This is a genomic window from Tahibacter harae, from assembly GCF_024437735.1.
Lineage (GTDB): Bacteria > Pseudomonadota > Gammaproteobacteria > Xanthomonadales > Rhodanobacteraceae > Tahibacter > Tahibacter harae.
This window is the reverse complement of sequence record NZ_JANFQO010000011.1, coordinates 12604-35708: the sequence shown is the minus strand read 5'-3', so window position 1 is coordinate 35708 and position 23105 is coordinate 12604. Positions and strand designations below refer to the sequence as shown.

The 23105-nt window shown below is 67.9% G+C and carries 22 protein-coding genes; 13 read left to right on the top strand and 9 right to left on the bottom strand.

What is annotated here, in order from left to right:
* The first annotated feature begins 56 nt into the window (after nt 1–56).
* From NM961_RS13005 to NM961_RS12995, 3 genes are read left to right on the top strand one after another with little or no spacing between them, the layout of a single operon-like run.
* The gene (locus tag NM961_RS13005; RefSeq protein ID WP_255914823.1) at nt 57–485 is read left to right on the top strand and encodes a ketosteroid isomerase-related protein; all 429 of its coding nucleotides are present in this window, start codon (nt 57–59) and stop codon (nt 483–485) included.
* Nucleotides 482–1054, top strand: coding sequence for a DNA-3-methyladenine glycosylase I (locus NM961_RS13000; RefSeq protein WP_255914822.1), 573 nt, complete (start codon nt 482–484; stop codon nt 1052–1054). The genes NM961_RS13005 and NM961_RS13000 overlap by 4 nt, the downstream gene beginning before the upstream one ends.
* Entirely contained in the window at nt 1051–1587 is a 537-nt protein-coding gene (locus tag NM961_RS12995; protein ID WP_255914821.1) for a cytochrome b, read from the top strand. Before NM961_RS13000 ends, NM961_RS12995 begins: the two co-directional genes overlap by 4 nt.
* A 21-nt stretch (nt 1588–1608) precedes the next feature.
* Here NM961_RS12995 and NM961_RS12990 read toward each other — a convergent pair whose 3' ends face one another.
* Entirely contained in the window at nt 1609–2358 is a 750-nt protein-coding gene (locus NM961_RS12990) for an FAD-binding oxidoreductase (protein ID WP_255914820.1), read from the bottom strand.
* A 65-nt stretch (nt 2359–2423) separates the two neighbouring features.
* Here NM961_RS12990 and NM961_RS12985 point away from each other — a divergent pair, with 65 nt between their 5' ends.
* The 4 genes from NM961_RS12985 (at nt 2424) to NM961_RS12970 (ending at nt 8257) form a co-directional block, all read left to right on the top strand.
* Complete coding sequence (locus NM961_RS12985) at nt 2424–3362, top strand: ABC transporter ATP-binding protein (protein ID WP_255914819.1); 939 nt, start codon at nt 2424–2426, stop codon at nt 3360–3362.
* A 45-nt stretch (nt 3363–3407) separates the two neighbouring features.
* Entirely contained in the window at nt 3408–4184 is a 777-nt protein-coding gene (locus NM961_RS12980) for an ABC transporter permease (protein ID WP_255914818.1), read from the top strand.
* A gap of 108 nt (nt 4185–4292) precedes the next feature.
* Entirely contained in the window at nt 4293–5303 is a 1011-nt protein-coding gene (locus tag NM961_RS12975) for a GGDEF domain-containing protein (protein WP_255914817.1), read from the top strand.
* Between the two features lie 308 nt (nt 5304–5611).
* Nucleotides 5612–8257, top strand: a complete 2646-nt coding sequence (locus tag NM961_RS12970) for a putative peptide modification system cyclase (RefSeq protein ID WP_255914816.1) — start codon at nt 5612–5614, stop codon at nt 8255–8257.
* Between the two features lie 137 nt (nt 8258–8394).
* On the opposite strand, the gene NM961_RS12965 is transcribed toward NM961_RS12970, so the two are convergent.
* Nucleotides 8395–8652: an NHLP-related RiPP peptide gene (locus NM961_RS12965; protein ID WP_255914815.1), complete on the bottom strand. Its 258-nt coding sequence runs from the start codon at nt 8650–8652 to the stop codon at nt 8395–8397.
* Nucleotides 8653–8955: 303 nt separating this feature from the next.
* On the opposite strand from NM961_RS12965, the gene NM961_RS12960 reads away from it, so the two are divergent.
* Nucleotides 8956–10128: a putative peptide maturation dehydrogenase gene (locus NM961_RS12960; protein WP_255914814.1), complete on the top strand. Its 1173-nt coding sequence runs from the start codon at nt 8956–8958 to the stop codon at nt 10126–10128.
* Nucleotides 10129–10190: 62 nt separating this feature from the next.
* Here the strand turns inward: NM961_RS12960 and NM961_RS12955 are convergent, their stop codons facing one another.
* Genes NM961_RS12955 through NM961_RS12935 form a run of 5 tightly spaced genes read right to left on the bottom strand, consistent with a single transcriptional unit; the run spans nt 10191 to nt 13972 of the window.
* Nucleotides 10191–11189: an HlyD family secretion protein gene (locus NM961_RS12955; protein WP_255914813.1), complete on the bottom strand. Its 999-nt coding sequence runs from the start codon at nt 11187–11189 to the stop codon at nt 10191–10193.
* A complete protein-coding gene (locus NM961_RS12950; RefSeq protein ID WP_255914812.1) occupies nt 11186–11890 on the bottom strand; it encodes an ABC transporter ATP-binding protein in 705 nt (234 codons plus the stop codon). The genes NM961_RS12955 and NM961_RS12950 overlap by 4 nt, the downstream gene beginning before the upstream one ends.
* Nucleotides 11887–13038, bottom strand: coding sequence for an ABC transporter permease (locus tag NM961_RS12945; protein WP_255914811.1), 1152 nt, complete (start codon nt 13036–13038; stop codon nt 11887–11889). The genes NM961_RS12950 and NM961_RS12945 overlap by 4 nt, the downstream gene beginning before the upstream one ends.
* The gene (locus NM961_RS12940) at nt 13035–13607 is read right to left on the bottom strand and encodes a TetR/AcrR family transcriptional regulator (RefSeq protein WP_255914810.1); all 573 of its coding nucleotides are present in this window, start codon (nt 13605–13607) and stop codon (nt 13035–13037) included. The genes NM961_RS12945 and NM961_RS12940 overlap by 4 nt, the downstream gene beginning before the upstream one ends.
* Complete coding sequence (locus NM961_RS12935; RefSeq protein ID WP_255914809.1) at nt 13604–13972, bottom strand: hypothetical protein; 369 nt, start codon at nt 13970–13972, stop codon at nt 13604–13606. Before NM961_RS12935 ends, NM961_RS12940 begins: the two co-directional genes overlap by 4 nt.
* A 344-nt stretch (nt 13973–14316) precedes the next feature.
* Between NM961_RS12935 and NM961_RS12930 the strand changes: the two genes are divergently transcribed.
* The 5 genes from NM961_RS12930 (at nt 14317) to hslU (ending at nt 18828) form a co-directional block, all read left to right on the top strand.
* Entirely contained in the window at nt 14317–14838 is a 522-nt protein-coding gene (locus NM961_RS12930) for a hemerythrin domain-containing protein (protein WP_255914808.1), read from the top strand.
* Between the two features lie 403 nt (nt 14839–15241).
* The gene (locus NM961_RS12925) at nt 15242–15754 is read left to right on the top strand and encodes a hemerythrin domain-containing protein (protein WP_255914807.1); all 513 of its coding nucleotides are present in this window, start codon (nt 15242–15244) and stop codon (nt 15752–15754) included.
* A gap of 78 nt (nt 15755–15832) precedes the next feature.
* Complete coding sequence (locus tag NM961_RS12920) at nt 15833–16627, top strand: DUF3050 domain-containing protein (protein ID WP_255914806.1); 795 nt, start codon at nt 15833–15835, stop codon at nt 16625–16627.
* Nucleotides 16628–16808: 181 nt separating this feature from the next.
* Nucleotides 16809–17363: an ATP-dependent protease subunit HslV gene (hslV, locus tag NM961_RS12915; protein WP_255914805.1), complete on the top strand. Its 555-nt coding sequence runs from the start codon at nt 16809–16811 to the stop codon at nt 17361–17363.
* A 133-nt stretch (nt 17364–17496) separates the two neighbouring features.
* Nucleotides 17497–18828, top strand: coding sequence for an ATP-dependent protease ATPase subunit HslU (hslU, locus tag NM961_RS12910; protein WP_255914804.1), 1332 nt, complete (start codon nt 17497–17499; stop codon nt 18826–18828).
* A 261-nt stretch (nt 18829–19089) separates the two neighbouring features.
* On the opposite strand, the gene hrpB is transcribed toward hslU, so the two are convergent.
* Nucleotides 19090–21600 (bottom strand): ATP-dependent helicase HrpB, encoded by a 2511-nt coding sequence (gene hrpB, locus NM961_RS12905; protein ID WP_255914803.1) that lies wholly within the window; start codon nt 21598–21600, stop codon nt 19090–19092.
* A gap of 138 nt (nt 21601–21738) precedes the next feature.
* Nucleotides 21739–23004 carry a hypothetical protein gene (locus tag NM961_RS12900; protein ID WP_255914802.1) on the bottom strand — a complete coding sequence of 422 codons (1266 nt, stop codon included), beginning with the start codon at nt 23002–23004 and terminating at the stop codon, nt 21739–21741.
* Between the last annotated feature and the right edge of the window lie 101 nt (nt 23005–23105).

Here is a 23105-nt window from a genome sequence, read left to right as displayed (position 1 = left end):
GGCTATGCTTGGGTTTCCCATAGATCGACCCGGCGCTGCGCCGGCCGGAGCTTTGCATGATCATCGACGGTGTGCGCGCCATGGATCGCGCGACCGAACTGCTGCTGCGCTACTACACCGCGTTCAATCGCGCCGACTGGGACAGCATGCTCGCCTGCCTGTCCGAGGATGTGCGCCACGACGTCAACCAGGGCGGGCGCGAAACCGGCCGCGCCGCGTTCCGCGAATTCCTCGCCCGCATGCAGCGCTGCTACAGCGAACAGCTGCGCGACATCGTCGTCATGGCCAATGCCGACGGCTCGCGCGCCGCGGCCGAATACGTGGTGCACGGCCAGTACCTGGCCAGCGACGCCGGCCTGCCCGAAGCCCGCGGCCAGCATTACGTACTGCCCGGCGGCGCCTTCTTCGAGATCGTCGACGGCCAGATCACCCGGGTGACCAACTACTACAACCTGGATGCCTGGCTGAACCAGGTGAGCGCATGAGCCAGCCGCTCAAGCGCTGTTTCTGGGCCGAGGGCAGCGACAGCGAACGCGACTACCACGACACCGAATGGGGCCGCCCGCTGCACGGCGAGCGCGAGCTGTTCGAATTCCTCTGCCTCGAAGGCGCCCAGGCCGGGCTGTCCTGGCGCACCATCCTGGAAAAGCGCGCCAACTACCGCCGCGTGTTCCACGATTTCGACATAGATCGCTGCGCCCGCCTGACCGACAAGGAGCTGGAAAAAGCCCTGCTGGATCCGGGCATAGTGCGCAACCGCCTCAAGGTCTACGGCGTGCGCAAGAATGCACTGGCCGCACAGGCGGTGCAGAAAGAGCACGGCAGCCTGGACACCTATTTGTGGTCCTTCGTCGGCGCCAAGCCGCTCGACAACACGCCGCGCAGCCGCGGCGACGTGCCGGCCAGCACCGAACGCTCCGATGCGATGAGCAAGGCGCTGAAGAAGAAAGGCTTCACCTTCGTCGGCACCACCATCTGCTATGCCTTCATGCAGGCCACGGGCATGGTCAACGATCACATGGCCGACTGTTTCTGCCGCCGGAGCAACGCATGAAGACCGTCGCGACCCGCTACGCCCTGCCGCTGCGCGCGCTGCACTGGGCGACGGTTGCAGTGATCGCCGTGGTGTATCTGGTCGCCGAGTTCCGCGGCTACCTGCCGCGCGAAGGCGGCCAGCGCGCCCTGGCGATGCAATGGCACATGTTCCTGGGTCTGTTCGTGCTGCTGCTGGTGCTGCCGCGCATAGGCCTGCGCCTGGTGCAGCCGGCGCCGCCGATACTGCCGCCGCCCGCGCGCCTGCTGCGCTGGGCCGCCCTGGCCACGCACCTGCTGCTGTATGCCTTCCTGATCGCCCAGCCGGTGCTCGGGCTGATCACGGCGCAGAGCGCCGAACGCGCCGTGGCAATCCCGATGACCGACTGGGCCCTGCCGGCCCTGGTCGGGCGCGACCCGGGCCTGCACGAGACCGCCGAAGAACTGCACGAATGGCTGGGCACGGCCTTCTACTTCGTCATCGGCCTGCACGCCGCCGCCGCGCTATGGCATCACTTCGCGGTGCGCGACAACACCTTGCGGCGTATGGTCTGACGCGGCCGGCCGCCAGCCCGCTTATTTGGACGAAATGTACTTTTCGCGGCGGATATGCGGCACCGGCAGGCCGGCTTCCTTGAGCAGGGTGAAGGCCTCGTCGACCATATTCGGGTTGCCGCAGAGGTAAGCAATGTCGCCGGCCGGATCCGGCGCCAGCTCGCGGATCAGCGCCTGCACATGGCCCTGCCGGTCCTGCGCCCGCGGCTGGGCGCGCGGCACGCGCGAGAGGCAGGCGTAGTAGCGGAAACCGGGCACTTCGCGCTCGAACGCGGTGAAGTCGGCGTCGTAGAGCAGTTCCTGCTCATTGCGCGCGCCGAAGATCAGGTTGACCTCGCAGCCGCGCGCGGCGATCACCTGGCGCAACTGCGGCAACATGGCGCGGTAGGGCGTGATGCCGGTGCCGGTGCCGACCAGCAGATAGCGCCGGTTGGCGTCGTTGTCGAACAGGCAGAAGCGGCCGTAGGGGCCGCTGGCGGTGATGGTCTCGCCTTCCTGCAGACCGCCGAGCAGCGCGGTCGCCGCGCCGCCTTCGACATAGGACACGGCAATCTCGATACGGCTCACCGGCGTGGCGTCGCCGGCGCCCACCGTTGCCACCGAATAGCTGCGCTTGGTCGGCTTGCCGTCGGCGTAATGGAAATGCACCTGGATGAACTGGCCCGGGGCGAAGGCGAAGGCCTGGCCGTCGGCCCGCTCGAACACCAGATGCCGCACCGCGTCGGCGAGCATGTAGCTGGAAACCAGGCGCAGCGGAAACTGTTCGGCCACGGGACAGAACCAATCGTCGGCAAAGGGGGCCGTATACTACCCGCCCCTCCCCCAACCTGCAGCCCATGAGCACTGCTCCCGCGCTGGAAGTCCGCGACCTGACCAAGACCTACGCCAACGGCGTGCACGCACTCAAGGGCGTGTCGCTGACGGTGGAACCCGGTGATTTCTTCGCGCTGCTGGGGCCAAACGGGGCGGGCAAGTCCACCCTGATCGGCATTCTGTCCTCCCTGGTCAACGCCAGCGGCGGCGAGGCGCGCGTGTTCGGCCGCTCCATCCACACCGACCGCGGCGGCGCCATGCAGCTGATCGGGCTGGTGCCGCAGGAACTCAACTTCAACCAGTTCGAGAACCCGTTCGACATCTGCGTGAACCAGGCCGGCTTCTACGGCATTCCGCGGCGCATCGCCTGCGAACGGGCGGAGAAATACCTGCGCCAGCTCAGCCTGTGGGAAAAGAAGGCGGTGGCCTCGCGTACCCTGTCCGGCGGCATGAAGCGGCGCCTGATGATCGCCCGCGCCATGATGAACGAGCCGCGCCTGCTGATCCTGGACGAACCCACCGCCGGCGTGGATATCGAGATCCGCCGCTCCATGTGGAAGTTCGTCACCGAGATCAACCGCGCCGGCACCACGGTGATCCTGACCACGCATTACCTGGAAGAAGCCGAGCAGCTCTGCCGCAACATCGCCATCATCGACAAGGGCAGCATCATCGAGAACACCTCGATGAAGCGCCTGCTGGCCAAGCTGGACGTGGAAACCTTCGTGCTCGACGTGGCGCAGATGCCGGCCGACCTGCCCGAGGTCGACGGCGTGAAGCTGGCGGCGGTGGACGCGCACACGCTGGAGGCGGAAATGTCGCGCACCCACGACCTGAATTCGCTGTTCGCCGCGCTCAGCGCGCGCGGCATCGTGGTCACCTCCATGCGCAACAAGGCCAACCGCCTGGAAGAACTGTTCGTGCGCCTGGTCGAAGGCAACAACGGCCAGGCTGCGGCCTGAGCGCGGCACGACCGCCCCCAATCTCCCCATTCCGAACGACTCCCGATGCAAACCCAAGCCAACCTGGTCGCCCTGGGCACGATAGTCCGCCGCGAGATCGCCCGCATCCTGCGCATCTGGGGCCAGACCCTGCTGCCGCCGGCGATCACGATGACGCTGTATTTCTTCATCTTCGGCAACATGATCGGCAGCCGCATCGGCGAAATGCAGCCCGGCATCAGCTACATCGACTTCATCGTGCCGGGGCTGATCATGATGAGCGTGATCCAGAACGCCTACGGCAATATCTCCAGCTCCTTCTTCGGCTCCAAGTTCGGCCGCTATGTCGAGGAAATGCTGGTGTCGCCGATGCCCAGCTGGGTGATCCTGGCCGGCTACGTCACCGGCGCGGTGGTGCGCGGGCTGATGGTCGGCGCGATCGTGCTGGCGGTGGCCATGTTCTTCACCCCCATCCGCATCCACCATTTCGCCGTCACTCTGACCACTTTCCTGCTCACCGCGGTGGTGTTCGCCCTGGCCGGCTTCGTCAACGCGGTGTATGCCAAGAAGTTCGACGACATCGCCATCGTGCCGACCTTCATCCTCACCCCGCTGACCTATCTCGGCGGCGTGTTCTACCCGGTCAGCCACCTGAGCGAGCCCTGGCACAGCATTTCGCTGGCCAACCCCATCGTCTACATGGTCAACGCCTTCCGCTACGGCCTGCTCGGCATCAGCGACGTGAACCTGTACGCCGCCTACGGCGTGATGCTGCTGGCTGCGGCGGTGCTGGCCGGCTTCGGCCTGTACCTGCTCAAGCGCGGCGTGGGCCTGCGCGCCTGAAGCCCGCCGGCCCGGCTGGCCGGCGCCGGCGGCTGATGTAAGATGCCTGATCCACAACGAGGGATCCCGGGGAGGGATTTCGTGGTCATGGTCAGTCCTGGAGCTTCCTTGACGCAGTCGGCCACGCCCAGCAGCGCCTTCGCCCGCCATCGCCCGACCTTCCTGCCGCGGCAGCTGTCGGACGAGGAGCTGGCCCTGTTCGTCGGCGCCGGCCAGCGCCGCGAACTGGTCGCGCGCGAGATGATCTTCCGCAAGGGCGAGCTGGGCCGGGCCATGTTCGTGATCGAATCCGGCACCATTCAGCTGGAATTCGGCGACGGCATGCCGGACAAGCTGATCGGCGCCCGCGAATTCTTCGGCGAGCTGGCCCTGTTCATCGGCAACCACGCGCGCGTGGCCAACGCGGTCGCCGCGGAAGCCGCCGTACTGCGCGTGATCGAGCACGCCGCATTCGAGAAACTTTTACAGACGGAAGCGCCGCTGCTGGCGCAGTTCATGCGGCGCTCGTTCTCCTACCTGGTGGCCAGCGAACAGCAGCTGATCCAGAGCCTCAAGCGCCGCAACGAAGACCTGATGGTCACGCTGGATTCGCTGCGCCAGACCCAGACCCAGCTCTCCACCGCCGAACGCCTGGTGCGCACCGATGAACTGACCGGGCTGTGCAACCGGCGCGGTCTGTACAGCTACCTGGAAGAGCTGCGCAGCAAGCGCCTGCCCGGCCTGCGCCTGGGCCTGCTGCTGATCGACATCGACCGCTTCAAGCAGATCAACGATCACTACGGCCATCTCGCCGGCGACCTGACCCTGCGCGCCGTCGCGCGCGAGGTGCAGCAGGCCGCCGCGGCCTGCGACCTGCCCTGCCGCCTGGGCGGCGACGAATTCGCCCTGCTGGTGCAGGTCAAGGATGCCGACGAGCTGCGCAGCCGCGCCGCCCAGATCACCAGCGGCGTGCGCGGCCTGCGCTTCCATGCCCCGGCCGAGGGGCTGACGGTCAGCGTCAGCGTCGGCGGCAGCCTGTGCCACGAGACCGCCGACTGGTCGGCCTGGTACAGCGATTCGGACTGCGCCCTGTACCTGGTCAAGGGCGAAGGCGGCGACAACCACCGCGTCATCGCCTGAACCGGGCCGCCGCCGGCCGCCAAAGCTACGAATCCCCTTCTGTACTTGGGCGCCCGCGCCACTGGCGCGGCGCTTGCGCCCGTTGCAAGATGCACTCCCTGCAAACCGCCCGGCCCGCCGGAGTGACGCATGAGTGCGGCGAGACCTTCCGAGCCCAGCAACCCGGCCCGCCCGCGCCGGCGGCCAGCTGCACGCCAGGGTGATGCAGCCGGCCACGTTTTTGCGCTATGCAAACCGGTTGCCTGCAGTCTGCATCCACCGCGGAGGGGCGGCGGACCGGCTGCCGTCCCGCCGCAGGAGTCTCGGGCATGAACGCCTTGGTGTCCCCCGCCGAACCCACGGCGCAGCCGCAGCAGGGCGAACCGCTGCTGCGCAGCCTGGCGCTGTGCGATCTGGTCGATTCGACCAGCCTGGTTGAACGCCTGGGCGACCAGCGCGCCGCTGCCCTGCTGCGCCGGCACGACCGCCTGGCCCGCGACCTGATGCTGCGCCACCAGGGCCAGGAAATCGACAAGACCGACGGCTTCCTGGTGCTGTTTGAACGTCCCATCCATGCCGTCGCCTACGCCCTGGCCTACCAGCGCGAGCTGATGCGCCTGAGCCAGGAGGAAGGTCTGGTGCTCAAGGCGCGCATCGGCGTGCATGTGGGCGATGTGCTGGTCTGGCAGAACGATCCCGGCGACGTGGTCCACGGCGCCAAGCCGATCGAGGTGGAGGGCCTGGTCAAGCCGGTGACGGCGCGCCTGGCCTCGCTGGCCCTGCCCGGCCAGATCCTGGTCTCCGGCGTGGCCGCCAGCCTGGCCCAGCGCGCCCATGGCGAGCTGGGCGCCAACGCCGACCGCACGCGCTGGCTCAACCACGGCCGCTACCGCTTCAAGGGCGTACCCGAGCCGCTGGTGGTCTACGAAGTGGGCGAAGCCGGCATTGCGCCGCTGCGCCTGCCGCCGTATTCCGGCAAGGCCTGGCGCGAAGTGCCCTGGTGGCGCCGCCCCGGCAGCATGTTCATCGAAGCCGGCATCGCCGCCGCCGCCCTGCTGTTGGGCCTGTGGCTGCTGCTGCGGCCGCCCGCGGCGATCGCCTTCGCCGAGCGCGACTGGGTCGTGGTCGGCGATATCAACAACCTGACCACCGCGAGTGCGCTGGACGACACCCTGCGCACCGCCTTCCGCATTGGCCTGGAGCAGTCGCGCCACGTCAATGTCGTATCCGATCTGCAGGTGCGCGACACCCTGCGGCGCATGGAACTGGACCCGGCCAAGGTCAAGGTCGACCGCCGCCGCGCCGCCGAGATCGCCCTGCGCGAAGGCGCCAAGGCCGCCATTCTGCCGCTGGCGACCGAAGTCGGCGGCAAGCTGCGCATCACCGCTGAAGTGATAGACCCCACCACCGAAGCCACGGTCTATACCGAATCGGCCGAGGGCGAAGGCGTGGAATCGGCACTGGCCTCCATCGACAAAGTCAACGAAGCCCTGCGCCAGCGCCTGGGCGAGAACCTGGCGGCGATTTCGGAGACTACGCAGCCGCTGGCCAAGGTGACGACGTCAAATATCGACGCCCTGCGCGCATTCTCCCTGGGCCGGCGCGCGCTGGCGACGGAGAACTGGGGCGAGGCGCTGGCCATGTACCGCCAGGCGATCGCGCTGGATCCGGATTTCGCCCTGGCCCATGTCGGTATCGCCGGCATTTACCTGAGCGCGTCGGACAAGGTCGCCGCCCTGCCTTCGCTGCGCCGCGCGCAGGAACTGCGCGACAAGCTGCCGACTCGCGAGGCCATGTACGTGGACGCGATCGCCGCCAGCCTGGAAAAGCCGGCCGTCATGTTCGAACGCTGGAGCGTGCTGGCCAAGCTGTATCCCGACTATCACGCCGCCCACGCCAACTACGCGATGATGCTGCGCACCTATGCCAATCGCTACGCCGACGCGATCACCGCGCTGGCGCCGGCGCTGTCGACGCACAATCCGCGCCTGGGCTCCAGCCGCTATTTGCTCGGTGCCCTGTACCTCGCCAGCGACGACTACGCCAAGGCCGCCGAGCAACTGCGCCTTGCGCGTCAGCTCAGGGGCGATGGCATGGGCCTGCAGCATGTGGAATTGCTCGCGGCCGAACGCCGCTTCGTGCAGGCCAATGCGGCGCTGGCCGAATCGCGCGACAGCGGGGTCGCCGGCAATGACGTATTCCGCTGGCGAGTACGCCTGCTGCTGGCCGCCGACCAAGGCCAGTTCGACGAAGCCCTGCGCCTGAGCGGCAGCGCACTGGAAGCGGCCAAGGCCGCCGGTCCGCTGTATCACCGCGTGTTCGAAGGCATGCGCAGCAGCTTGTTGCTGTTCGCTGCACAGCCCGATGCCGACGCCGCGCTGCGCAGCTTCGCAAGAATCGAACTCGCCGCCGGCCTGGACACGGAGGACCTGGAACGCCATCACGCGATCGAAGCCAGCCTGTTCGCCGCCTATGCCGCGGCGCGCAGTGGCAATGGCGAACTGGCCGAGAGCCTCGTCGGACAGATTGCCAAACCGGCCGAGAGCAGCGAATTCCCCAACGCCGTCAATCTGGCCGCGATCGCGCGCGCCGAACTGCAGCGCGCCAGGGGCGACGCGGACAGGGCGGTGGAAACGCTGCGCCCCTTCGTCAACGACACCAGCCTGTACCTGACCCGCGTCGCCCTGCGCGACGCCTATGCCGCGGCCGGGCGCCACGAAGAAGCACTGGAACAGGCGCTGTGGCTGACGCATCACCGCGGCCGCGCCTATGCGGAAGACAGCGCACTGCAGATGCTGTCGCTGGTCAACGTGCTGGAGTCCACCCACGCGCTACTGTGCGCGGCCGAATACAGCCACGCTCTCAAGCGCTACGACGAGGCGGAGAAATACGCCGGCGCCTTCGAACGGGCGTGGGCGGCGCCGCTGCCGCCAGGCCTCGCCCGGCGGCTTGCCGCAGTCAGGCAGAAGCCCTGATGCAGGCCGGCCGCCATGGCGGCCGGCCTGCCCCGTCGAACGACTGCCGCGAGAGACCGCCGGACCGCTCGCCCGACGAGCCGCCCCCCTTGCGCGGCGCTCTTCCTCTGCGCCGGATTACCCGGAAACAATCCGGCTCAGCGATCGCAGAGCTTGTGGATGCTCATGGACAAGGTGACATTGCTCTTGGCGCGCAATACCTGATTCGCCGCGACCGCGGCCTGCTTGGTCGGCAGCGTCTCGGCCTTCTGGAAGCAGGCCGCCAGCTCCACCGGCAATCCCGCGGATTGCAGCGCGGCGGCAGGGTCCTTGCTGACCGCGGCGCGGAAATTGTCGTCATTACCCAGACGGTCCAGCAGCAGTTCGACCTGCTGCGGAGTCAGTTCATTGGCCATATGTCCCCCCTGATCTGGCTATACGGTATCGGTAAACCTGCGTCTTCTTTGCTTGACGCAGACTGCGGCTGCTGTGGACTACTGCACCCATTCCCTGAGCAGTGCAGCACCGCGGGAACGTGTGTTCCGCAGCGTGCCGGCAGCTTAGCCAGTGCATCCAGTTGCAACAAGCAGGCCATGTGCTCACCGATTGCGACTGTACAAGCCGACCCGGCACCGCTGGCAACAGCGCCCGTCGCCGTTCGGCGGCTTGCGACTGCGCGCAGGCGCAAGCTAGCCTGCATTCTTTGGCCGGAGCCGCCCGTGCGTGTTCGCCGCTGTGCCGTACTCGTGTTCGAGCCGCGCGAGAGCCTGCGCCTGGACCTGGAGGGACTGCTCGCCGGCGGCGACGGCATCGCCGCCGAGCGCGGGCTGTATGCGCTGGCCGCGCACCTGGACGAGGAAATCCCGATCACGCCGCAGCAGGTCGGGATTCTCGCCGGCATGCCAGTGGAGGCCTGGAGCAGCCTGGCCGAACTGCACGAACGTTACGGCGCGTCCCTGGTCGATGGCCTGCTCGAACGAGGCCTGCTCCTCAGCGACCAGGAGCCGCCTACAGCGGCGGCCCGGCGCGACCAGCGCCTGCGCGACACCCATTGGGCGGCGCTGTCCGCGACGCAACATTACTTCAGCCGCTGGAGCCAGGTGCGTTCGGGCGAAGATGCCCAGCGCGCGGGCTACGACCGCTTCAGCGAAATGGTAGACAAGCTCGGCGCACCGCCAGCGGTGACGGCGCGGAAATCCGCCCATGCCATCGCCTTGCCGCCGCCGCTTCGCAACAGCTTCGACGAACTGCTGCAGCGCCGGGCCACCTGCCGCAATTTCGACGCATCCGCGGAAATGGACGGCAATACATTTTCCACCTTGCTGCACCGTGTCTTCGGCGCCCAGGCCGTGGTGGAGGTATTGCCGGGCAACCCGGTGCTCAAGCGCAACAGCCCCTCCGGCGGCGGCCTGCATCCGACCGAAGCCTATCTGATCGTCAAGCGTGTGGCCGGCGTCGCCTGCGGGCTATACCACTACCAGCCGCTGCGCCATGAGCTGGAACTGTTGCAGCCGCTGGATGCGGCGGCGGCCGATGACCTGGCTCTGCGCAGTGTCGCCGCCCAGCGTTATTTCGCCGATGCACCTGTGCTGATCGCCCTGGTTTCGCGCTTCGCGCGCAGCTTCTGGAAGTACCGCAACCATGCCAAGGCCTATCGCGTGGTGACACTGGACGCCGGCCATCTCTCGCAGACCTTGTACCTGGCCGCAACCGAGCAAGGCCTGGGCGCCTTTGTCACCGCGGCAATCAACGAAAAGGAAATCGAACAGGCCTTTGGCCTGGATGGCCTGGACGAAGGCGTGCTCGCGGTCTGCGGTTTCGGCCGGCGCGCGGCAGAGCGCGTCACCAGCGAATTCGACCCGCTGGGCAAGATCTGGCCGGACAAGGAATAGACGCCGCGGCAAGCCGCACCAACATTTGCAGCTCCAGCGCAGCGACCGCCGCGCACGCGGCATCATTTCACCGCAATCCTCACATCCACCCGCAACCCGATCGGCAACGGCGGCGCGCCCTCCAGCTCGATCAGGGTTTCGAGGATCTTGGCATCCTGCTTCTCCGCCGGATCGCCGGAAATCGAATTGCGCCGGCCCATGCGCTGGCTCACGCGCACCACCTTGCCGGCGAACTGCTGCTGCGGGAAGGCGTCGCTGGTGATGGTGGCGGCCTGACCGGCCTGGACGCGGCCGATGTCCAGTTCGTCCACGTCGGCGCGCACGTAGCGCTTGCTCAGGTCGCCGATGCGCGCCAGCGGCAGCGGCGACAGGGCGACCACGGTCTCGCCCTCGCCCAGGTCGCGCTTGAGCACATGGCCGGCGATGGGCGAGTAGATGCGGGTCTTTTCCAGCAGCGCCGCGGCGCGCTCCACATCGGCCCGGCCGGCGGCCACGGCCGCCTCGGCAGCGGCGATGTCTTCGGCGCGGGCGCCGGCGCGCAGCAGAGCCAGGTCGGCCTCGCTGCGCTGGCGCCGCGCCGTGGCGGCGGCGGCCTGGGCGCGCGCCTGCTGCGCGGCCTCTACCGCGATCAGCCTGTTGCGCAGCAGGTTGTCGCGGCGCTCGCGCTCGGCCAGGGCCTGCTGCTCCAGCGCCGCGGCTTCGTCCCGGGCCGCCGCCGCGGCGGCCAGCTCTTCGGCGCGCGCGCCGGCGCGCAGGCGCGCCAGTTCCGCTTCGCGCCGCTGCAGCTCGGCCGTGGCCGCGGCCAGGGCGGCGCGGTATTCGCTGTTCTCGATTTCGGCGATGAGCTGGCCGGCCTGTACCGCGTCGCCCTCGGCGATGTGGACCTTGGCCAGACGGCCGGAGATCTGCGGAATCAGCACGCGCTCCTCGCCGGCCGGCTCGACCAGGCCGCCGGCGGCGACGGAACTGATCTGCGCCTGCGCCGACGGCGCGGGCGGCGCCGCGCCGCCGCAGGCGGCGAGCAGGAAGAGGCAGGCCACGCAGGGCAGCAGCGGTTTCATGCGGAACTCCGGGGCGGGCGCCGGTCGTCGACGAGCCGGCCGTCTTCGAGGTGCAGTACGCGGTCGCCGAACGGCTCCACGCGCGGGTCATGACTGACCACGACGACGGCGACGCCGTCGCGGTGGGCCAGTTCATGCAGGGTCGCGGCCACGCCCTGGCCGGTCTTGCCGTCCAGCGCCGCGGTGGGTTCGTCGGCCAGCAGCACGCGCGGCGCGCCGGCCATGGCGCGGGCTATCGCCACGCGCTGCTTCTGGCCGCCGGAAAGCTCGGACGGATAGTGTCCGGCGCGGTCGGCCAGACCCAGGCGGTCGAGCAGGGCCAGCGCCTGAGCATGCTGCTGCGCCCGCGGCAACGCCTTGATATCCAGCGCGACGGCGACGTTCTCCCAGGCCTTGAGCGTGGGAAACAGGTTGTAATGTTGGAAAACGAAGCCAATGTGCTGCAGCCGCAGCGCGGCCAGCGCTTCGGCGGTCAGCCCCGCATGCAGATCCTGGCCGAACAGCCGCACGCTGCCGCGGCTGGCGCGCAGCAGGCAGCCCATCACCTGCAGCAGGCTGGTCTTGCCTGAACCGCTGGGGCCCAGCATCAGGGTCATCTCGCCCGGCTCTATGTCCAGGCTGATGCCGTGCAGGGCCTGGAAGGCCGTCGCGCCGCGGCCGTAGGTGACGCCCACCTCGCGCAGACTCAACACCGCGCTCATTGGAACACCGAGGTCGGGTCGATGCGGGTGATGCGCCGAATCGAGATCAGCGCGCCCAGCATGCACATGAACAAGGTGAGCAGGGCGAGCACGCCGACCAGTCCGGCCGGCATCGCCACCGCGACCGTGCTGCCCTCGCCGCCCAGCACGACCAGGCCGACCAGCAGCATCCCGCCGGCAAAGCCCAGCACCGCGCTGATCGCCGCCTGCTTGAGGATGACCGCGTACAGATAGCGGTTGGGCGCCCCCATTGCGCGCAGGGTGGCGTATTCGGGCAGGCGGTCCACCGTTGTCGCGTACAAGGTCTGGCCGACGATGACGATGCCGACGACCAGCCCCAGCAGCGCCGCCAGCAGCAGAGCCGAGCCCGCGCCCGTGGTTACCAGCCAGTAGCGCTGCGCGGCGCGCGCGAAATCGGCCGAGCGCCAGACATCGACCCGGCCCAGGCGCGCCTGCAGCGCGTCGCGCACCGTGTCCACATCCGCGCCGGGGACCAGCCGCACCAGCAGGTAGGTGGTCTGGTCCGGGCGCAGGAAAGTGAACTTCTGCGCATTGCGGTGCGTGGTGAACACGTACGGGCTCTGGGTGAAGGTGCGTATGCCCTCGGTGAAACCGACGACGCGGGCACGCTGGTTATTGATCTCCACGGTCTGGCCCAGCGCGGCGACGCCGAGCTTTGCCGCGTACAGCGTGTCGATGATTACCGCGTCATCCTGCTGCAGATCCTCGACGCGGCCCTGCACCAGATTCCACGGCCGGCCCTGGCCCGAGGCCAGGTTATAGCCGATCATGCTCACGCTCTCGGTACCGCCGTCGGGCTTGCGCCAGAACGCGAATTGCAGCATCAGCGCATCCACCGCGGCCACGCCGGGAACGGCCAGCGCCTCGAAGCGGCGGCGCTCGTCCAGGCGTCCGGCGATATCCACATTGGTGGTGCCGGCCGGGGTGATCCACAGATCCGCCTGGGTGTGATCGACCATGCCCGAGGTGGTGCGCGCGAACCCCAGCAGCAGGCCCAGTTCCACGCCCATCAGCAGCACCGCGAACAACACGCCGACCAGGGTGACGACAAAGCGCGCGCGGTCGTGGCTGAGATTGCGCCAGGCGAGCAGGCTGGTGCCGCCCAGGCCGCGTCCGGCGGCGTTCATGCACGCCGTCCGCGGGCGGTTCCGCCGCGCGTCGCCGCCGGCAGCACGAATTCCACCTTGGGCGCGAGCCGGCGCAAAATGGCCTGTTCGTCGGCGCCGAACAGTTGCTGCAACCCCAGGTAGACGGCATAGGTCAGCGTAGCGTGGTCGCGCGCCTCGGCGGCGCCGACGCCTTCCTCGCGGCACAGGCCGGCGAGATAGTCGATGCGCTGGCGGTCCACCTGTTGCACCGTCTCGCGCGCCTGGGCCTCGTGTGCGGCCCAATTGCGCACGGCGCGTTCCAGCGCCGGATCCAGCGCCTGGGCCAGGTGGTCGAGCACGCGGGTTTTCTCTGCCACGCTCGCCTGGCGTTCTGCTTCCAGGATCAGCCGCTCGGTATTGCGTTCGCGCCAAGCCGCGAGCAGCGCGGCGCGGAACGCGCCCATGTCCGGATAGTGGTGGTAGAGCGAGCCCTTGGTCAGCCCCGAGCGCGCGCAGAGATCCGCCACGGTCAGGCGGGTATGGCCATGCTCGGCCAGCAGCGCCAGGCCAATCGCGATCCAGTCAACCTCGCTGCGCCGCGCCATCATGCACTCAGACCGGCGGCGCCGAGCAGCGCGATCAGCACGAAGAAGATCCACTGTGGCAGCTGCCATGGGCTGACCCGGAACGCCGCGGCCAGGCCCAGGCTCAGCAACGCGAACGCCGCGGCAAGCACCACCAGCAGCAGCACCATTGGCGGATTGGCCTGCCAGGCCGTCCAGCCCAGCGCCAGCGCCATAGCCAGCAGCAGGATGCTGACCATATGCCAGCAGTAGTACGTCGTCAGGCGCGGAATCCGCGCCAGTCCCGGTGCGGCCAGCAGCGGCGCGGCGATCAGGCGGCCGCCGACGAAGGTATGCACCGCAAAGGTGAGCAGGGCCGCAATGGCGGCAGCCAACAGCCAATGGTTCATGCCGGATTCTCCGTTCGGAGCGCGGCCGAAACATACCATCAATGATGGAATGTAAAACAGCCCTGCGACACTCCGACGCAGTGCGGCGCCGGCCGCCCGCGCCGGCAGTTGCCAATCCCCACTCCGTCGCTTATCCACTTATTTTCTAATGCGCGATTCGTCATATTTTTCTTACGTGCAATTCGGTAGGCTATGCGCACTTTTTACATGCCTGAACGACCGCTGCCGGTTTTGCTGCAGCGCGCCAAGCCGTGCCCGGATATCGGCGCGGTCCGGCGCCGCGTACGCACCGCGTGGCAGCGCGCCCCCGCACCAGCGCCGCCCGACGCGGCCGAGGAGGTTTCATGCTCGACATGTTGCGCAAGCTGATCGGCCAGCCGGCCAAACCCGCGCCTGCACCGGCCGCCCCGCTGCGGCCCACCGTTGCTCCGGCGCCGCGCGCGCCAAGCTACGATTCCGGCCTGGTGCCAGCGCTGAAGAACGACCACCAGGAGCTCATCGCCCTGTTCGAGCAGATCGGCCGCACCTACGAACAGCGCCGCTTCACCGAAATCCCGACCCTGCTCACCGCGTTCAAGACCCGCCTGGAAGCGCACCTGCTGACCGAGAACGTGCGCTTCTACAACTATGTCGAGTCGACCCTGCGCGACGACGCGGAAAATCTCAGCCTGATCCGCGACTTCCGCCGCGAAATGAACACCATCGCCCGCGGCGTCATCGACTTCGTCAAGAAATACCAGGCGCAGCACGACCCGGAACATCTGCTGCACGGCTTCCTCGCCGACTACCGCGCCGTCGGCGGCCTGCTGGTGCAGCGCATCCAGCGCGAGGAAGGCAACCTCTACCCGCTGTACATGCCGACCTGAGATTCCGTCCCGACCGACAGCCGCGCATCCCGGGCCTCGCCTGGGATGTGCGGCTGCGCCCGTGGCACCCGATCCATTGCGCCACAGCCAGTGTGCCGCAAGCCGCAAGCCTCAAGCCTCAAGCCTCAAGCCTCAAGCCTCAAGCCTCAAGCCTCAAGCCTCAAGCCTCAAGCCTCAAGCCTCAAGCCTCAAGCCTCAAGCCTCAAGCCTCAAGCCTCAAGCCTCAAGCCAGGCACAGCGGAAAACGGCGCCGCACCGGCTCACGATTTTTGCAAAGCACGTCTCAATTTAGCTTTAAGATTTTCGCAAAATCAGATACACGTATACGATTGCAATTAATAACCAGGCTGCTAGGATCCAGACCAGGGCCGCTGCCACGCGGCGGTTTCGCTCCGGAGCCCGCATGTTCGCAGCCATCCGCAAGCTCTTCGGCAAGCCGGCTCCCGCCGCGGCCACGCCCGCCCCTGTACTGCGCCATGCCCCGGTCCGCGCGCCGCGCTACGATGGCCAGCTGGTGCCGCAGCTGGTCAATGAACACCGCGAACTGCTGCACGCCTACGAACAGATAGGCCTGCTGCCCGAACGCGACCGCTGGGACCTGCTGCCGGCCCAGCTGCTGGCCTTCAAGTCCCAGCTGGAGGCGCATCTTCTCGCCGAGAACGTACGCTTCTACAACTACGTCGAATTCACCCTGCGCGACGATGAGGAAAACTTCAACCTCATCCGCGACTTCCGCCGCGAAATGAATTCCATAGCCCGCGGCGTGATCGACTTCGTCAAGAAATACCAGCACCCGCTGACCAATTCGTCCGAGCGCGGCGCCTTCCTCGCCGACTACCGCCATGTAGGCACGCTGCTGGTCCAGCGCATAGAGCGCGAGGAAGGCAGCCTGTATCCGCTTTACCAATCCAGCTGAAGGTTTCATACGCGCGGCGCGGGCCGGATGCCGTGGCGGCGCCGGCCGGGGGCCGCGCATCCACAGGAGGAGTCAGCCGTGTCCGCACTACTCGAACAGGTGTTCACGCCGGATGTACGTGAGCTGCGCGACGCCCTGCACACGCACCGCGTGTTCGACGCCATCCGTGACATGGATTCGTTGCGGGCGTTCATGCAGGTCCATGTCTATGCGGTCTGGGATTTCATGTCTCTGGCCAAGCGTCTGCAGCGCGACCTCACCTGTGTCGAACTGCCGTGGATGCCGCCCGCCGACATCGAGGCCGCCCATCTGATCAACGAGATCATCCTGGGCGAGGAAACCGATACCGGCCCGGACGGCCATCCCATCAGCCACATGGATCTCTACCTTGCCGCGATGCGCGAAGTCGGCGCCGACACGCGGCCGTTCCAGCAATTCCTGTCGCTGGTGCGCGACCGGGTGCCGGTGGAGAACGCTCTGGGCCGCGTCGGCGCGCCGACCTGCGTGATCGACTTCGTCAGCCATACCCTGCGCGGAGCCCTGGGCGAACGCACCCTGGTGGTGATGGCAAACTTCTTCTACGGCCGCGAGAACGTCATTCCCGGCATGTTCCAGCGCCTCCTCGACAGCTGGGGCCTGGACCGCCTCGAAGCGCCGTGCTTCGTCTACTACCTGGACCGCCACATCGAACTCGACGGCGATGCCCACGGCCCGGCGGCCGAAGCCATCATCGCCCGGGCGCTGGCACGCGAACCCGAACTCGCCCCGCTGGTGCGCAAGGCGGCCATCGCCAGCCTGGATGCCCGGCGCCAGCTCTGGGACGGCACCGAGAAACTGCTGGGCAAGCGCCTGCCGCGCCGCGCCAGCGCCTGACCCGGCCCGGCGGACGGTCCGCGCCGTCCGCCGGCTGCTGCCGGGCCGCCCGGGACGCGGCGGCTTGTGCGCGGCCTTCACTGTTTCCTCACCTGTCCGCGCGCTTTTCGCGCTCTGGCCGCCTTCCCTTGCGTAGACCCCTGCGCATCCCTACCTTCCGGATTCGAATTCCGGAGGTTTTATGGCGGACAGTTTCCACGCCACGACCATCGTGTCGGTACGGCGCAACGGCAAAGTGGTGATCGGCGGCGATGGCCAGGTCACGCTGGGCCATACCGTGGTCAAATCCAATGCACGCAAGCTGCGCCGGCTGGGCCGCGGCGACGTGCTCGCCGGCTTCGCCGGCGCGACGGCCGATGCATTCACCCTGTTCGAGCTGTTCGAGGACAAGCTTTCCAAGCACGGCAACCAGCTGATCCGCGCCGCGGTGGAACTGGCCAAGGAATGGCGCACCGACCGCCGCCTGGGCCGGCTCGAAGCCATGCTCGCCGTCGCCGACAGGGAAAGCTCGCTGCTGATCTCCGGCAACGGCGACGTGCTGGAACCTGAGAACGGCCTCATCGCCATCGGCTCCGGCGGCCCCTACGCCCAGGCCGCAGCCAAGGCGCTGCTGGAAAACACCGAGCTGGATGCACGCAGCATCGTCGAGCGCTCGCTCAAGATCGCCGGCGACATCTGCATCTACACCAATCACTCCATCACGATCGAAGAACTGGACGCGCGCGCGCCGGCCTGAGCCGGCATCGCGCTTCCATTCCGGAAGCGGGCGGGAGCGTACGGAACACCTGTCAGACGGCTGCACACGAGGCAGCGGCATCCACACCTTCCCTCGCCCTTCCCGCATTCCTCACTCCCAGGCAAATCCCCGCATGTCCGAACTCACTCCCCGCGAAATCGTCAACGAACTCGATCGCTACATCATCGGCCAGCACGCCGCCAAGCGCGCCGTGGCGATCGCGCTGCGCAACCGCTGGCGCCGCATGCAGCTGGATCCGGCGCTGCGCGACGAGGTCACGCCCAAGAACATCCTGATGATTGGCCCGACCGGCGTGGGCAAGACCGAGATCGCGCGCCGCCTGGCCGGCCTGGCCAATGCGCCTTTCATCAAGGTCGAGGCGACCAAGTTCACCGAAGTCGGCTATGTCGGCAAGGATGTGGAATCCATCGTGCGCGACCTGGCCGACATGGCCTGGAAGATGACGCGCGAACAGGCCAAGTCGCGGGTCAAGACCACCGCCGAGGACCGCGCCGAGGAACGCATGCTCGATGCGCTGCTGCCGCGCCGCAACAGCGGCTGGGAACAGGGCGCGGCCGAAAGCGGCGGCGATTCCGACACGCGCCAGAAGCTGCGCAAGCAGCTGCGCGAAGGCAAGCTGGACGAGCGCGAGATCGAGCTGGAAACCAACGTCAATCTCGGCGTGGAAATCGCCGCACCACCGGGCATGGAGGAAATGAGCCAGCAGCTGCGCGGCATGTTCCAGACCCTGGCCGGCGCGCGCACCCAGTCGCGCAAGCTCACCATCCGCGCGGCGCGTCCGCTGCTGATTGAGGAAGAAGCCGGCAAGCTGCTCAACGAGGAAGAACTCAAGGCCGAGGCGCTGCGCAACTGCGAGCAGAACGGCATTGTCTTCATCGACGAGATCGACAAGGTCGCCCAGCGCGGCGAATGGCACGGCGCCGGCGTCAGCCGCGAAGGCGTGCAGCGCGACCTGCTGCCGCTGGTCGAAGGCTCCACGGTCTCGACCAAGTACGGCGTGATCAAGACCGACCATATCCTGTTCATCGCCTCCGGCGCGTTCTCGCTGGCCAAGCCCTCGGACCTGATCCCGGAACTGCAGGGCCGCTTCCCCATCCGCGTCGAACTGGGCGCGCTCAGCAGCGAGGATTTCGTACGCATCCTGCGCGAGCCGCACAACGCGCTGACCAAGCAATACACCGCGCTGCTGGCCACCGAAGGCGTCACCCTGGAATTCACCGACGACGGCGTCGCACGCCTGGCAGCCATCGCCTTCCAGGTCAACGAACGCACCGAAAATATCGGCGCGCGGCGCCTACATACCGTGCTGGAACGGCTGCTGGATTCCATCTCCTACGAAGCGCCGGACAAGAGCGGCACCCACTACCGCGTCGATGCGGCGTATGTGGACGCGCATCTGGGCGAGCTGGTGAAGGACGAGGATCACTCGCGGTATATCTTGTGAGGGTGGGGTTTCGAGGTTCGCTATTCTGGAATTGAGGTTCTGGACCTGAACTTCCGGAGCTGAAAGTCCGGATTGGAGAGCCGGGGTGGATCGCCGGGAAAAGCCTCCCTCCAAGCGAGCTTGGGGCGAAGGGAGCTATCCCGCTTTTCCCGATGAGATCCGGTAGTTTCATTTGCCGGAAACAGCGGATTCCGCCGCACGTTTCCCCGCGAATGCCGACCCGAAACCCGGGTCTCGGGTCTCGAACCCCGAACATCGCCTTCAAGTCCCCCTCGGCTTCGCCCTCGCCGTAGGCACCGCCGTCCACGGATCGTCGGGCCAGGGATGCCGCGGATAGCGGCCTTTCAGTTCTTTCTTCACTTCCGGATACGTGCGTTCCCAGAAGCCTTTCAGATCCTGGGTCACCTGTATCGGCCGTTGTGCCGGTGACAGCAGGTGCAGGGTCAGGGGCACGCGGCCCTGTGCGATGCGCGGGGTGTCGGCCAGGCCGAACAGTTCCTGCAGCTTGACTGCGAGCACGGGCGGCTGGCCGGCGGCGTATTCGATGCGGCGCTCGTTGCCGCTGGGTACGCGCAGGGTGGTCGGCGCCTGGGCGTCCAGGGCGCGGCGCTGGTCGAAGTCGAGCATGGCGCTCAGGGCCTGGGACAGATCCTCGGCGCGCAGCGCGTCCAGGCGCGACTTGCCTTCAAGATAAGGCGCCAGCCAGTCCTCCAGTGAGGCCAGCAAAGCCGTGTCGGAAAAATCGGGCAGCCCCAGTTCCGGACACCATTCGCGCAAGGCCTGCACGCGGTTGCGCAGTTCGCGCGCGTTGTCGCTCCAGGGCAGGGTGTCCAGGCCGGCATCGCGCACGGCGCCGATCAGGGCGGGCACCGCATCGGCGGCGGTGACGGCGACCTGGCGGCGGCTGAGTACCAGGGCGGCGAAGCGGCGTTCCTCGAAGGCTTCGACGGCGCGCTTGGCCGTGTTCCAGCGCACGGTGCGCTGGTTGGTGAAGCGCCCGGGGAAATCGCGTTCCAGCAAATCGGCATCGAACGGCGCGGCCGCGAGCACCAGGCTGTCTTTGTCTTCCAGGCGCAGGTCCAGCACGATCAGCCAGGGTTCGCCGTAGAGCGCGCTGTTGTCGTGCAGGCGCGCGCCGCGGCCGTTGGACAGCGCGTAGCGCCGCGGGTTGGCCGCATCCTGCCGCGCCACGCGGTCGGGAAAAGCGTGCAGCAGCAGGTCGCCCAGGCGCAGCGAATCCGGCAGCTCCCGCGCGGGCTGCTCGCAGCGCAGGCGGCGGCGCCAGCCGGAGCTGGCCTGTTCCAGCGCAGCCAGCGCGCCGGCATCGGCCTCGCGTGCGCCGCGCGCGCCTTCGCGGCGCCACGCATGCAGGGCGGCGATGCGCAGGCGGAAATCGTCGCTGCGGCCGGCCTCGCCGCGCAGCGGGCTGCGCGCGTCCAGTGACGCCAGCAGATCGGCGGCCAGCGCGCGGTCGCGCGGCGGCGCGCGCAGGGCGGCGGCGGCCAGGCGCGGAGTGGCGCCCAGTTGCAGCATGTCGCGGCCCAGCGTGGTGATGCGGCGGTCCGCATCCAGCGCGCCGAGCAGCACCAGCAGCTCGCGCGCCTGGGCCAGCGCGCCGGGCGGCGGCGGGTCCAGCCAGTTCAGGCTGTCGGCGCCCCAGGCGGCCAGCTCCAGCGCAAGACTGGACAATTCCACTTGTTCCAGCTCAGGCCGGCGCGACGGCTCCAGACGCTGGCTCTGCGGCCACAGGCGGTAGGCGTTGCCCGCGGCGACGCGGCCGGCACGGCCGGCGCGCTGGTCGGCGGAAGCCTGGGAAATGGCCACGGTCTCCAGCCGGGTGAAGCCGGAATTGGGATCGAAGCGCGGTTCGCGCGCCTGGCCGCTGTCGATCACGGCGCGGATGCCGGGCAAGGTGACGCTGGACTCGGCCACGTTCGTCGCCAGTACGACCCGGCGCGTACCGGCCGCGGCCGGCGCCAGCGCCGCGCGCTGTTCCTGCAGCGACAGTTCGCCGTGCAGCGCAAGCACCTGCAGCTGCGGCCGGTTGTCGGCCAGGGCCGCAAGCAACTGGCGCGCGCGGTCGATCTCGCGCTTGCCAGGCAGGAAGACCAGGATGTCGCCTTCGGTGTCGCCCAGGGCCTGCTCGGTCGCCCGGCGCAGCTGGGCCAGCCAGTCCTCGCCGCTGCGTGCCGGCGGATGGCTGATCTGTACCGGATAGCTGCGCCCGGCGCTGCTCAGACGCGGCGCGTCCAGCCAGCGCGCGATGCGCTCGCCGTCCAGGGTGGCCGACATCACCAGCAGGCGCAGATCCGGCCGCAACGTGTTCTGCACGTCCAGCGCCAGCGCGGCGCCGAGATCGCCGTGCAGATGACGCTCGTGGAATTCGTCGAACAGGATGGCGCCGACGTCGGCCAGTTCGGGATCGCTTTGCAGCAGACGGGTCAGGATGCCTTCGGTGACGACCTCGATCCGCGTCGCCGCGCTGACCCGCGCTTCAAAACGGATACGGTAGCCGACGGTCTGGCCGACCTCCTCGCCGAGCTGGCGCGCCATGAATTCCGCTGCCGCGCGCGCGGCGATGCGGCGCGGCTCCAGCAGCAGGATCTTGCGCCCATCCAGCCAGGGCGCGGCCAGCAGGGCCAGCGGCACCTGGGTGGTCTTGCCCGCGCCGGGCGGGGCTTCCAGCACCAGCCGGCTGCCGCTTTCGAGCGCGGCGCAGAGCTGGGGCAGGATTTCGTAGATGGGAAAGGAAGCCGGGGAACGATCGCTCATCCGGATAGCGTAGCAGGGCCGGGATTCGGGATTCGCCGAATGCAATGCTCTCGAATCTCCAATCCTGCCGGCCCGCGCGTCCGAAACAAAGAGGCCGCCCGAAGGCGGCCTCTTTGTTTCACACATGCCGTGCGGACATCACTCGCAGGTCAGGCCGTTGTTGTTGGCCGGCCGCGTCCAGGTCTTGGCGCCGTTGCCAGCGGGCACGCCGGGCACGTTGACAGTGCTGCTGTACTCGAAATCCATTTCGTAGCAATTGGGGAATGTGAACCTCACCGTGCCCCAGGAGTTGACCTGGGCCGAAGGACCGAAATTGCCGGCGAAGCCGCCGCCGCTGGACCAGACCGTGGGTACATTGATCGGACCGCGTTCGTCGTGGTTGATCGGGGTGGAACCGAACAGCCAGAACGGACGGCCGTCGTTGCTGAAGGTGAACCAGGCGAAGGTGAACAGCAGTTTGTCGGTGCTGCCCGGCAGGTCGAAGATCTGCACCAGCATGCCTTCGCCGGAGTGGGCTTCGTCATACCAGTTGCCGGTCAGGTAGCCGGTGATGGGGATGGGACCGCCGCGCAGCGGATACTGCGCCTGGGTCGGCGCATACGCCGGCACGCTGATGGAGCCGTAGCGGTTGGAAGCGCCGTTGAACAGGTTGTCGAAGGTGATGGTGAACGGATTGTTGAAATCGAACAGCGCCGTGGTGTTGGCGTTGGTGGCGATGTTCTCCAGCACGTAGGTGGTGGTGAAAATGATCGGCGTGTCCACCGTGATCTGCTCGCGCACCGTGTTGGGTTCCTCGGCCACGCGCACGCGCAGGTTGTTGCCGAACGGCTGCTGGCTCATGAAGACCGCGGGGAACAGCGGATAGCGGTTGAGGCGGCCTTCATTGGCCGCGTCGCGCTTGATGCGCACCAGGGTGACCGAATCGTAGCGGTACTGGCCGTTGCTGAAGACGCTGCTGCTGCAGGGAATGCGCCAGATATCGATGTCGACGAACTCATCGACGTAGTTCGGGTTGTTGGTCTCCACGGCCGCCAGGCGCATGCGCAGCGAGTCCGAGGACGGATACAGCGGACCGCTGGCATCCAGCGGCAGGCCTTCCGGCAGACGGTAGGCCACGCAGCTGGGGGCGTAGGCGCGGTAGGGGTTGCGCACCGGCGTCGCATACGGCGGCAGCACGGCCTTGGCGCCTTCGCCGCTGCGCGACTGCATCTCGATGCGCTGCACGGCCGCCTTGATCGCTTCGGCGTTGCGGCCGGCGGCGAGTTCGGCCTGCGCCGCCTTTTCCTTTTCCACCGCGGCCCGGCGCTGCAGGGTCGCCTCGTCGGGGCCGGCGGACTGGGCGCCGGCCGAGGCCGCCGTCAGCAGTACCGCCGCGGCCAGCCAGTACTTTGCATACTTGCGCATCGCGTTTCTCCAATGATCCAAAGCGTGGTTGCAACGTTCGCAGCGTCGGCGCGAACGCATGAATTCCGGATGAACTTTAGTCCCTTTCCGCGGTCGTGGAG

Excerpts from the sequence above, each read along its gene's own strand:
- NM961_RS13005 (WP_255914823.1), top strand. The coding sequence starts at position 57 with ATGATCATCGACGGTGTGCGCGCCATGGATCGCGCGACCGAACTGCTG.
- NM961_RS13000 (WP_255914822.1), top strand. The coding sequence starts at position 482 with ATGAGCCAGCCGCTCAAGCGCTGTTTCTGGGCCGAGGGCAGCGACAGC.
- NM961_RS12995 (WP_255914821.1), top strand. The coding sequence starts at position 1,051 with ATGAAGACCGTCGCGACCCGCTACGCCCTGCCGCTGCGCGCGCTGCAC.
- NM961_RS12985 (WP_255914819.1), top strand. The coding sequence starts at position 2,424 with ATGAGCACTGCTCCCGCGCTGGAAGTCCGCGACCTGACCAAGACCTAC.
- NM961_RS12980 (WP_255914818.1), top strand. The coding sequence starts at position 3,408 with ATGCAAACCCAAGCCAACCTGGTCGCCCTGGGCACGATAGTCCGCCGC.
- NM961_RS12970 (WP_255914816.1), top strand. The coding sequence starts at position 5,612 with ATGAACGCCTTGGTGTCCCCCGCCGAACCCACGGCGCAGCCGCAGCAG.
- NM961_RS12965 (WP_255914815.1), bottom strand. The coding sequence starts at position 8,652 with ATGGCCAATGAACTGACTCCGCAGCAGGTCGAACTGCTGCTGGACCGT.
- NM961_RS12955 (WP_255914813.1), bottom strand. The coding sequence starts at position 11,189 with ATGAAACCGCTGCTGCCCTGCGTGGCCTGCCTCTTCCTGCTCGCCGCC.
- NM961_RS12950 (WP_255914812.1), bottom strand. The coding sequence starts at position 11,890 with ATGAGCGCGGTGTTGAGTCTGCGCGAGGTGGGCGTCACCTACGGCCGC.
- NM961_RS12945 (WP_255914811.1), bottom strand. The coding sequence starts at position 13,038 with ATGAACGCCGCCGGACGCGGCCTGGGCGGCACCAGCCTGCTCGCCTGG.
- NM961_RS12940 (WP_255914810.1), bottom strand. The coding sequence starts at position 13,607 with ATGATGGCGCGGCGCAGCGAGGTTGACTGGATCGCGATTGGCCTGGCG.
- NM961_RS12935 (WP_255914809.1), bottom strand. The coding sequence starts at position 13,972 with ATGAACCATTGGCTGTTGGCTGCCGCCATTGCGGCCCTGCTCACCTTT.
- NM961_RS12930 (WP_255914808.1), top strand. The coding sequence starts at position 14,317 with ATGCTCGACATGTTGCGCAAGCTGATCGGCCAGCCGGCCAAACCCGCG.
- NM961_RS12925 (WP_255914807.1), top strand. The coding sequence starts at position 15,242 with ATGTTCGCAGCCATCCGCAAGCTCTTCGGCAAGCCGGCTCCCGCCGCG.
- hslV (WP_255914805.1), top strand. The coding sequence starts at position 16,809 with ATGGCGGACAGTTTCCACGCCACGACCATCGTGTCGGTACGGCGCAAC.
- hslU (WP_255914804.1), top strand. The coding sequence starts at position 17,497 with ATGTCCGAACTCACTCCCCGCGAAATCGTCAACGAACTCGATCGCTAC.
- hrpB (WP_255914803.1), bottom strand. The coding sequence starts at position 21,600 with ATGAGCGATCGTTCCCCGGCTTCCTTTCCCATCTACGAAATCCTGCCC.
- NM961_RS12900 (WP_255914802.1), bottom strand. The coding sequence starts at position 23,004 with ATGCGCAAGTATGCAAAGTACTGGCTGGCCGCGGCGGTACTGCTGACG.